The 4,482-nt window shown below is 67.0% G+C and carries 8 protein-coding genes; all 8 read left to right on the top strand.

The genetic code is table 11. The annotated features are described in order from the left end of the window. On the top strand, positions 1 to 426 hold a 426-nt coding region (locus ACM0PK_RS21555), incomplete at its 5' end, for a molybdopterin-binding protein (RefSeq protein ID WP_495498551.1). Then, on the top strand, positions 423 to 1,676 hold the full coding sequence (locus ACM0PK_RS21550; protein ID WP_414608110.1) for a molybdopterin molybdotransferase MoeA: 1,254 nt from the start codon (positions 423 to 425) through the stop codon (positions 1,674 to 1,676). The genes ACM0PK_RS21555 and ACM0PK_RS21550, both read left to right, overlap by 4 nt. Continuing rightward, positions 1,676 to 1,936: a MoaD/ThiS family protein gene (locus ACM0PK_RS21545; RefSeq protein ID WP_414608109.1), complete on the top strand. Its 261-nt coding sequence runs from the start codon at positions 1,676 to 1,678 to the stop codon at positions 1,934 to 1,936. The genes ACM0PK_RS21550 and ACM0PK_RS21545 overlap by 1 nt, the downstream gene beginning before the upstream one ends. Positions 1,937 to 1,939: 3 nt before the next feature. Further along, a complete protein-coding gene (locus ACM0PK_RS21540; RefSeq protein ID WP_061479466.1) occupies positions 1,940 to 2,440 on the top strand; it encodes a molybdenum cofactor biosynthesis protein MoaE in 501 nt (166 codons plus the stop codon). Beyond that, a complete protein-coding gene (mobA, locus tag ACM0PK_RS21535; RefSeq protein WP_180886497.1) occupies positions 2,406 to 2,972 on the top strand; it encodes a molybdenum cofactor guanylyltransferase in 567 nt (188 codons plus the stop codon). The genes ACM0PK_RS21540 and mobA overlap by 35 nt, the downstream gene beginning before the upstream one ends. After that, positions 2,969 to 3,331 (top strand): hypothetical protein, encoded by a 363-nt coding sequence (locus ACM0PK_RS21530; protein WP_134972886.1) that lies wholly within the window; start codon positions 2,969 to 2,971, stop codon positions 3,329 to 3,331. The genes mobA and ACM0PK_RS21530 overlap by 4 nt, the downstream gene beginning before the upstream one ends. An 87-nt stretch (positions 3,332 to 3,418) precedes the next feature. Further along, entirely contained in the window at positions 3,419 to 4,162 is a 744-nt protein-coding gene (gene modA / locus ACM0PK_RS21525; protein WP_495498550.1) for a molybdate ABC transporter substrate-binding protein, read from the top strand. A gap of 3 nt (positions 4,163 to 4,165) precedes the next feature. After that, positions 4,166 to 4,482 (top strand): molybdate ABC transporter permease subunit (locus ACM0PK_RS21520; protein ID WP_495498549.1); only part of this gene is annotated, 317 nt, incomplete at its 3' end.

Here is a 4,482-nt window from a genome sequence, read left to right as displayed (position 1 = left end):
AAGCTGGGGGGCGAGGTGGTAGCCGCCGAGGTCTTGCCTGATGGTATCGAGCCGTTGGCCACCCGCCTGCAGGCCTTGGCCGCCGAGGGCGTGCGTCTGTGCCTGTGTACCGGTGGTACCGGGCTGGGTCCGCGTGACCTGACCCCGGAGGCGCTGCGTTCGTTGAACGCGCGGCCGGTGCACGGCCTGGCGCAGATGGTGCGGGCGCTGAGTGCGCAGCACACGCCGATGGCCTGGCTGAGCCGCGCCGAGGTGGTGCAGCTGGGCAACATGCTGGTGTTCGCGCTGCCCGGCAGCCCGAAGGCGGCGGCGCAGTGCCTGGACATCCTGGCACCGGTGCTGGGTCATGCGCTGGCGATGGTAGAGGGAGGGCGACATTTCCCTGGTCTTCAACCTGCCGATCAACGCGAGCGGGAGGGCGCATGATCAGCTATAGCGAAGCGCTGCAGCTGATGCTGGCTGCGGCCATGCCGCTGCCGGCCGAACATCTGCCGCTGCATGAGGCCGGCGGCCGCACTCTGGCCAGTGACATCATCAGTAAGCAGTCGTTGCCGCCGTTCGACAATTCGGCAATGGACGGCTTCGCGCTGCGCGCCAACGGCGCGGCGTTCGAGGCCGGTACCGAATTCGCGGTGCAGGGCTGGCAGGCCGCCGGTGATGCCGGTGCCGAAGGCGGCGAGGGTGCCTGGGAAATCATGACCGGTGCGCGCATGCCGGCCGGGCTGGATACGGTGGTACCGGTCGAGAACGTGGAGATCCTCGCCAGCGAGGATGGCCGCCCGACCCGCATTGCCCTGAAGGCATTGGTGAAGCCGGGCCAGAACGTGCGCCTGCGTGGCGAGGATGTAAGCGACGGCGAGCGCGTGCTGCAGGCCGGGCAGGTGCTGGACATCAACGCGCGCACCCTGCTGCATGCGATCGGCGTGGGCGAGGTGGCGGTGGTGGCGCGGCCAAAGGCGGCGGTGATTGCTACCGGCAAGGAGCTGGTGACCGAGGCGGCGCAGACGCTGGCATCCGGGCAGATTCGTGACAGCAACCGGCCGTATCTGGTCGGCCGCCTGCAGGCCGCCGGTGCCGAGGTGGTCTGGCAGGGCACGGTGGGCGATGAGGTGGCGGCGTTCAATGCGGTGCTGGATGAAGCGCTGGCGGCGGGCGCGCAACTGTTGATCAGCAGCGGCGCGGTGTCGGCCGGCCGCTACGATTTCATTCCCGATGCACTGCTAGCGCGCGGAGCCATCATCATCTTCCACAAAGTGGCAATCCGCCCAGGCAAGCCGTTGCTGTTCGCGGTGCTGCCCAATGGCGCGCTGTATTTCGGCCTGCCGGGCAACCCGGTCTCCGCTGCCGTGGGCCAGCGCTTCTTCGTCGAGCCGGTACTGCGCCGCCTGCTGGGGCTGGCACCGGAGCCGGTGCTGACGTTGCCGCTGCAGGCCGACGTCCGCACGCCCCTTGGCCTGCGTTTCCATGCGCGGGCGCGGGTGGAAGCGGATGCGCAGGGCCGGCTGAGTGCGCGCGTGCTCGCCGGGCAGGAGTCGTTCCGTTTGATGTCCATGCTGCAGGCCAACGCCTGGGTGGTGCTGGAAGGCGAGGGCGGTCTGGCCCCTGCCGGCACGCCGGTGCGTGTGCAGGGCTGGGGTCATCATGACCCGGTGCAGCTGGCGAGCCAGGAGCCGTGATGAGACAGGTGAATCTGCAGTTGTTCGGTGCGTTTTCCGATCTGGATGCCAGCCGCGAAATCGCGGTGGAGGTGGCTGGCGGCACCGTGGCCGATCTGCGCCAGGCGCTGCGTGAGCTGCTGCCGCTGCGTTGGCCGGATTTCCGTGCCGGCCTGCTGGATTATTCGGCGTTCGCCGATCAGCAACAGGTGCTGCGCGACCACGACGCGCTGCCGGACGATGGCCGGGTGGCGATCCTGCCACCGGTAAGTGGGGGCTGACCGATGAGCGAGAAGATCATCGCCAAGGTCGTGGACCGCGCTCAGGCGGCGATCGATCCGGCCGAGGGCATCGCGGCGGTCTCCGATCCGGGCTTTGGCGGCATCGATGTGTTCATCGGCAAGGTGCGCGACGTCAATGTGGGCCGGCGGGTGACCGGGATCACCTACGACCTGTTCGAGCCGCTGGTGCTGAACGAGTTCAAGCGTCTGGCGGCCGAGGTCGAAGCCACGTTCGGGCCGAAGCTGAAGCTGTATGTGGCCCATGCCAAGGGCCGGTTGGGCATCGGCGATGTAGCGGTGGTGGTGGCCGCTGGCAGCCCGCACCGTGACGAGGCGTTCCGGGCCTGCCGGCAGTTGATCGAGGTGGTGAAGCACCAGTGCCCGATCTGGAAGCAGGAGCATTACGAGGACGGCGACAGTGCGTGGAGCGAGGGCTGCAGCCTGTGCCATGCCGACAGCGAACCCGGCCATGACCATGCGCACGATCACGAACACTCCCATTGATGGCATCGTGCTGGCCGGCGGCCTGTCCACCCGCATGGGACGCGACAAGGCGCTGCTGCCGTGGCACGGACGCACCCTGCTTGAGCACATGCGCGGCCTGCTGCGGCAGGCCGGTTGCCGACGGGTATGGGTGAGTGGCAACTACCCAGCCTTCGGGGGGATTGCAGATCGCTTGGCACGCTGCGGCCCACTGGGTGGCCTCTACAGCGTGGCCATGTGCATGCCCGAATGCGCTACGTTGGTGCTGCCGGTGGACATGCCCAATGTGACCCCAGGGCTACTACAGCGATTGTTTGCTGAGCCGAAAGCAGCCTGCACGTTGTTTGCGGACGAGCCGTTGCCGATGCGGTTGCATATTGATGACAAGTGCCGGCGTGTGCTGCAGGAACTGATCGAGAAGCCACCGGTCCATCGTTCGCTGCGCGCCGTTCAGGAACGCCTGGGGGCGATCGAGCTGCCACTGGCAGACAACGAACGCAAGCTGCTTCTCAACTGCAATAGCCCAGCCGATCTGGAGTCCATCGCATCATGAAAGTCCAGATGCAACGGCAAGCAATTCGCCTGCGCGTTGATGAGGAGGAGCTGGCGCGGTTGCTGGTTGGTGAGTCGGTGGACAACATGACGCGGCTCGGCGGCGACTACGGTTGGGGCGTCGTGCTGTCGCTGCACGCCGGGGAACAGGCTGTGGTCCTCAGTGCAGGTGAGTACTGCCGTCTGGCGCTGCCCCGCGAAGCGATTCGAACCTTGGCTGCAAGATTGCCTTGTCGAGATGGCCTGGGTTTCAGCATCGCCCTCGATGACATTTCGTTGCAAATTCAGTTCGACGTGGATGTACGAGACAGCCTGCGCCAACGAGGTCCGCATCGTCGCGCACCCTCTGTCCAAGAATGAGCCAGGAAGAGGAAGGCTACGCATAGCCTGCCATACGAACGATTGGCGGTGAAACTGATCGCAACCCCACTGACCAGGGATCCGATAATGAAGCGAGTGGGACTGTTGTTGCTGGGGTTGGTGGCCTCCGTGCCGGCCTGGGCGGCCGACCTGACGGTGTCGGCGGCCTCGAGCCTGACCGAGAGCTTCCGTGAACTGGGCGCGGCCTATGAGAAGACGCACCCGCGGACCAAAGTCGATTTCAACTTCGCCGCCTCTGGCGTGTTGCTGCAGCAGATCAGCCGCGGCGCGCCTGTGGATGTGTTCGCGTCGGCCGATGAAACCACCATGGACCAGGCCCAGCAGCAGAATCTGCTGGCCACGGGCACCCGCGTGATCTTCGCGGTGAATGCGCTGTGGGTGGTGGTGCCGCCGCAGCCCAAGGCAGCGCCGCGTACCTTGAAGGACCTGGCCGGTGCCGGTGTGCAGCGCATCGCACTGGGCAACCCGGACAGCGTGCCGGTCGGCCGCTACGCCAAGGGCGCGCTGGAAGCGGCCGGGCTGTGGCCGTTGGTACAGGGCAGGATCATCACGACGCAGAACGTGCGCCAGTCGCTGGATTACGTGGCGCGCGGTGAAGTAGATGCCGGCTTCGTCTATGCCACCGACGCGCAGGCGATGCCCGAACGGGTGCGCCGTGCGTTCGCGGTGCCGGTGTCCGGGCGCATCGCGTATCCGCTGGCGGTGACCAAGGCCAGTACGCAGCCGGCGGAAGCCAGGCGCTTCGCTGCCTTCGTGCGTTCGCCGCAGGGCCAGGCGATCCTGGCCAGGCACGGGTTCGGCAAGCCCTAAGGCATGGACCTGGACTGGAGCGCGCTGGCGTTGTCGCTGAAGGTGGCCGGCTGGGCCACCGCGATCAATCTGGTGCTGGGCGTGGCGCTGGGCGCGCTGCTGGCGCGGCGGCGCTTTCCCGGCCGCGAGCTGCTGGATTCGCTGCTGACCCTGCCGATGGTGCTGCCACCGACGGTGCTCGGCTACTACCTGCTGGTGCTGATCGGTCGCAACGGCCCGATCGGCGCGTGGCTGCAGTCGTGGTTCGGCATCAACCTGGTGTTCACCTGGCAGGCGGCGGTGATCGCTGCGGCGGTGGCCTCGTTGCCGCTGGTGTTCAA

It is taken from the genome of Stenotrophomonas sp. FR010, from assembly GCF_047520755.2.
Classification (GTDB): Bacteria; Pseudomonadota; Gammaproteobacteria; order Xanthomonadales; family Xanthomonadaceae; genus Stenotrophomonas; species Stenotrophomonas sepilia.
The sequence above is the reverse complement of the archived record's forward strand: the minus strand, read 5'-3'. Positions and strand labels throughout refer to the sequence as shown.

Bases quoted from the DNA above. Each gene is read 5' to 3' on its own strand.
- ACM0PK_RS21550 (WP_414608110.1), top strand. From the start codon at position 423: ATGATCAGCTATAGCGAAGCGCTGCAGCTGATGCTGGCTGCGGCCATG.
- ACM0PK_RS21545 (WP_414608109.1), top strand. From the start codon at position 1,676: ATGAGACAGGTGAATCTGCAGTTGTTCGGTGCGTTTTCCGATCTGGAT.
- ACM0PK_RS21540 (WP_061479466.1), top strand. From the start codon at position 1,940: ATGAGCGAGAAGATCATCGCCAAGGTCGTGGACCGCGCTCAGGCGGCG.
- mobA (WP_180886497.1), top strand. From the start codon at position 2,406: ATGACCATGCGCACGATCACGAACACTCCCATTGATGGCATCGTGCTG.
- ACM0PK_RS21530 (WP_134972886.1), top strand. From the start codon at position 2,969: ATGAAAGTCCAGATGCAACGGCAAGCAATTCGCCTGCGCGTTGATGAG.
- modA (WP_495498550.1), top strand. From the start codon at position 3,419: ATGAAGCGAGTGGGACTGTTGTTGCTGGGGTTGGTGGCCTCCGTGCCG.